Origin of the sequence: Gilliamella sp. Bif1-4, assembly GCF_001690535.1 — a bacterium.
GTDB classification, from domain to species: domain Bacteria; phylum Pseudomonadota; class Gammaproteobacteria; order Enterobacterales; family Orbaceae; genus Gilliamella; species Gilliamella bombi.
Genome location: NZ_LZHC01000004.1, coordinates 1 through 3,074 on the forward strand (window position 1 = coordinate 1; position 3,074 = coordinate 3,074).

A 3,074-nucleotide genomic window follows, 5' to 3' on the forward strand; every position below is an offset into this window, starting at 1 on the left:
GTCTATGTAGCGACTGGTTTGCCTAGCAATCACTTTTCGTCCATATAAATCGATAATCACCGACAAATATAACCAACCTTCACCCGTTTTAATATAAGTAATATCGGTTACCCATGTTTTATTAGGCTTATCAGGATTAAATTGCCTATCTAACGTGTTGGGCGCAATATTGTGATGAGCCTTGTCTGTTTTATGCTTGAATTTACGTGCTGCTTTACTCCGTAATCCCAATTGTTGCAAAACACGGCTAATTGTCCTTTCTGAAACTTGATAGCCTGCTTCTCTTGCATCATGAAGCAGGCTTGGCGCACCCAAACGGGCTTTATGTTGCCAATACTGCTTTTGGATATACTCGCTGAGTTTAACTGATTTGTTTGCTCTTTTTAACCAAGCATAATAACCCGATGAACTGACACCAAGTAATGAGCATATCCTAGTAACGGGATAGCAGGTTAAATGATTTTTCATATAAGCGTACTTCATCGACTTGGATTGTTGATGAAGTACACATGCGCCTTTTTTAGTATATCATTAGCCATTTTCAGTTCTTTAATCTCTTTTTCTAACGCCATAATCCGCTGTTGCTCAGCGGTTAACTCTCGACGGCTGGTTTTATTCGGGGAAAGTTGCCTAATCCATTTATCTAGGGTTGATTTACCCACACCTAGATGATTGGCAAGTTCGCTGATAGAAAGGTGTGCATTAGATAACGCATAATCCACTGATTGTTGTTTGAATTCGATATTAAATTTTTTGACCATGATATTTGTCTCCTATGATTTTTGTTTATACCATAGAGGCAACTTTTGTCCACTTTTTTGGCGAGGATCATCCCATTGGATCGACTAATGCAAGTTCAATTAGTCGTCTCTGTTCCAAATTTAGACTTTCTAAAAATGCTTTTGATTCTGCTGCTGTAAGACCTTCAGCCATTAATACATCTACTGCATTAATACTAACTGGCGCACCAATTTCACTTGGACGTACTAGATACCACGCAGCTCTAGCTAAATTATTATTCTCAACCGCATTTTTCCCCGCAGCAACGCCAGTATTGACATCTTGGATATCACCACCGCTAGCAGCTATCGCTAGGCCTGTCGCTAGTTGTGATAGGGCGCTGATTTGTTGCCTTTCTTCTTGTGATAATTCCGCTACTGTTTTATCAGGGTAAAGGATCCCCGCAATAACTTCTGCACCCCATTCACTTGCTGCCGCGCCTAAGCCACCCACAAGCCCTGAGTTGCCTTGTAATAATAACTAAGGCTAAGAAAAAATTAGTACTTGGAAAATTAATTATAGGGTTTGGTGACAGAATCAACCGTCACCTTTAACTGAAAATACACAAAATTTAGGATGGTGTCATTATTGGTGTCATGAATTTTTTAATTTTAAAAGCATATTTAACAACCAATTTCGACAAGATGACCATTCATTTGGATAAAAATAATTACAATCAATGTCATCTAATATAATTTTTTGTAGTTCTTTTTCGCTATAAGAAGATTCTAACAATGATCGAATTTCTTTAATCATCTCATTTTGTTCATTAATTGTTTCTGTTTTCCTGTAAGCATCTAACGCTTTATCAACACTTCCAAAGATCTCTTCAAAATCTTGATTTAAATAACATCTCAAATAATAAGATAATGCAGGATATGTTTCTGTTGCTATTATCATGGTGTAGGATACCCCGTAACAATTCTATAACCATTAGGCATTGAAGAATCTCTAGCTATAATTATTCTAGCATTTGACACTTTACTTACATTTGTTTGTCCTTTCGAGACACTAATTCCTATTGGTGATGACGATTTATATTCAATTTCTAAATAACCTTTTTGGTTTCCAGTTAGATAAGCATCTATTTTAGATTGATTTGCTTCAATCGCTTTACTTGTAACTGATTCTGCTGTCGCTCTATCAGTAAAAGAAGATGCTGTTTTAACATTTCCGGTAGACACTCTATCTAATAACTCCTGCTCTGTTTTACCTACATGTCTTGCAATTAAATGTCCTCCTGCAGCTTCATGTGCAGAAAGACTTCCACCAGGAACAATTCGACTATAATTGTCGTCTGCCGCCTTTCCAGCAGCACCAGCAGTTTTATCAGTAAACTTACTAAATGCTGCAGCCGAGGCTAATTTTAACCCATCTTCTAAACTTAAACCACCATTACGAACCTGATGAATAATTTTATTGACTTCCGGTCCTGAACCAAACGAATCGAGAATTCCGTTCTTAATAAATCTTTCTTGTATCTCTGATTCAGATAAACCTTCAGAGCGCCATTTATCAAGTAAAATTAAACTCCTTATTTCATTTAAATAAGGATTGTTAATAATGTTTGATACCGTCCAATCCCATGCTGACGCATCATTAATATCCCAATCACCAAATGAATGATTTCTACTATTGTCAATCTGACTTTGCTTTATTCCTTCAAGCATTGTGTCAGAATACCATGTAACTAATTGGTAATATTCATCTTCTGATAGCTTACCTGCTTTATATAAATCAACTAATCTTTGTCCTGCTTCTTGTTCTTTTTGCATATATTGATTATAAACATTCGCCTTACACTCCTCTGTTTTACAATCGTTATATTGCTGCTGCAATTTATCTACTTCATCATAACCGACAATATCTTTGATTTTTTCATAAAGCTTTTTACTCTCTTTATCAAGCTTTTCAACGCCACGTTTATTACTTAATAAGTTATTCTCAACCGCATTTTTCCCTGCCGCAACGCCTGTATTGATATCTTGGATATCACCACCGGCAGCGGCTATCGCAAGGCCTGTCGCTAGTTGTGATAGGGCGCTGATTTGTTGCCTTTCTTCTTGGCTTAGGTCTTTGATGTCTTTATCAGGGTAAAGTATGCCCGCAATCACTTCAGCACCGCGTTCACTTGCAGCAGCACCCAAGCCACCCACTAGTGCAGAGTTGCCTTGTAGCTCGGCTACCACCGCACCGAGTATCGCATGGTTGACGGTGTTGGCAACGGTGCTTCCTTCGGTCTGTTGTTTGATAATAGTCGCAATTTTTGGCGCGAGTGCCCCTGCGGCTGCCCC

At 38.1% G+C, this 3,074-nt stretch carries 5 protein-coding genes; all 5 read right to left on the reverse strand.

The genetic code is table 11. The features are described 5' to 3' along the window. Nucleotides 1–483, reverse strand: a 483-nt coding sequence (locus A9G25_RS00100; RefSeq protein WP_141674942.1) for a DDE-type integrase/transposase/recombinase, incomplete at its 3' end; no start/stop codon positions are given. After that, entirely contained in the window at nucleotides 480–761 is a 282-nt protein-coding gene (locus A9G25_RS00105) for an IS3 family transposase (RefSeq protein ID WP_065625218.1), read from the reverse strand. The genes A9G25_RS00105 and A9G25_RS00100, both read right to left, overlap by 4 nt. 67 nt (nucleotides 762–828) lie before the next feature. Further along, on the reverse strand, nucleotides 829–1,233 hold the full coding sequence (locus tag A9G25_RS00110; protein ID WP_065625229.1) for a VENN motif pre-toxin domain-containing protein: 405 nt from the start codon (nucleotides 1,231–1,233) through the stop codon (nucleotides 829–831). Nucleotides 1,234–1,374: 141 nt separating this feature from the next. Then, nucleotides 1,375–1,680 carry a contact-dependent growth inhibition system immunity protein gene (locus A9G25_RS00115; RefSeq protein ID WP_162162671.1) on the reverse strand — a complete coding sequence of 102 codons (306 nt, stop codon included), beginning with the start codon at nucleotides 1,678–1,680 and terminating at the stop codon, nucleotides 1,375–1,377. Then, a partial coding sequence (locus tag A9G25_RS00120) for an RNase A-like domain-containing protein (RefSeq protein ID WP_176701039.1) occupies nucleotides 1,677–3,074 on the reverse strand: 1,398 nt, incomplete at its 5' end. The genes A9G25_RS00115 and A9G25_RS00120, both read right to left, overlap by 4 nt.

Coding starts and splice junctions, on each gene's coding strand:
- A9G25_RS00105 (WP_065625218.1), bottom strand. CDS start 761: ATGGTCAAAAAATTTAATATCGAATTCAAACAACAATCAGTGGATTAT.
- A9G25_RS00115 (WP_162162671.1), bottom strand. CDS start 1,680: ATGATAATAGCAACAGAAACATATCCTGCATTATCTTATTATTTGAGA.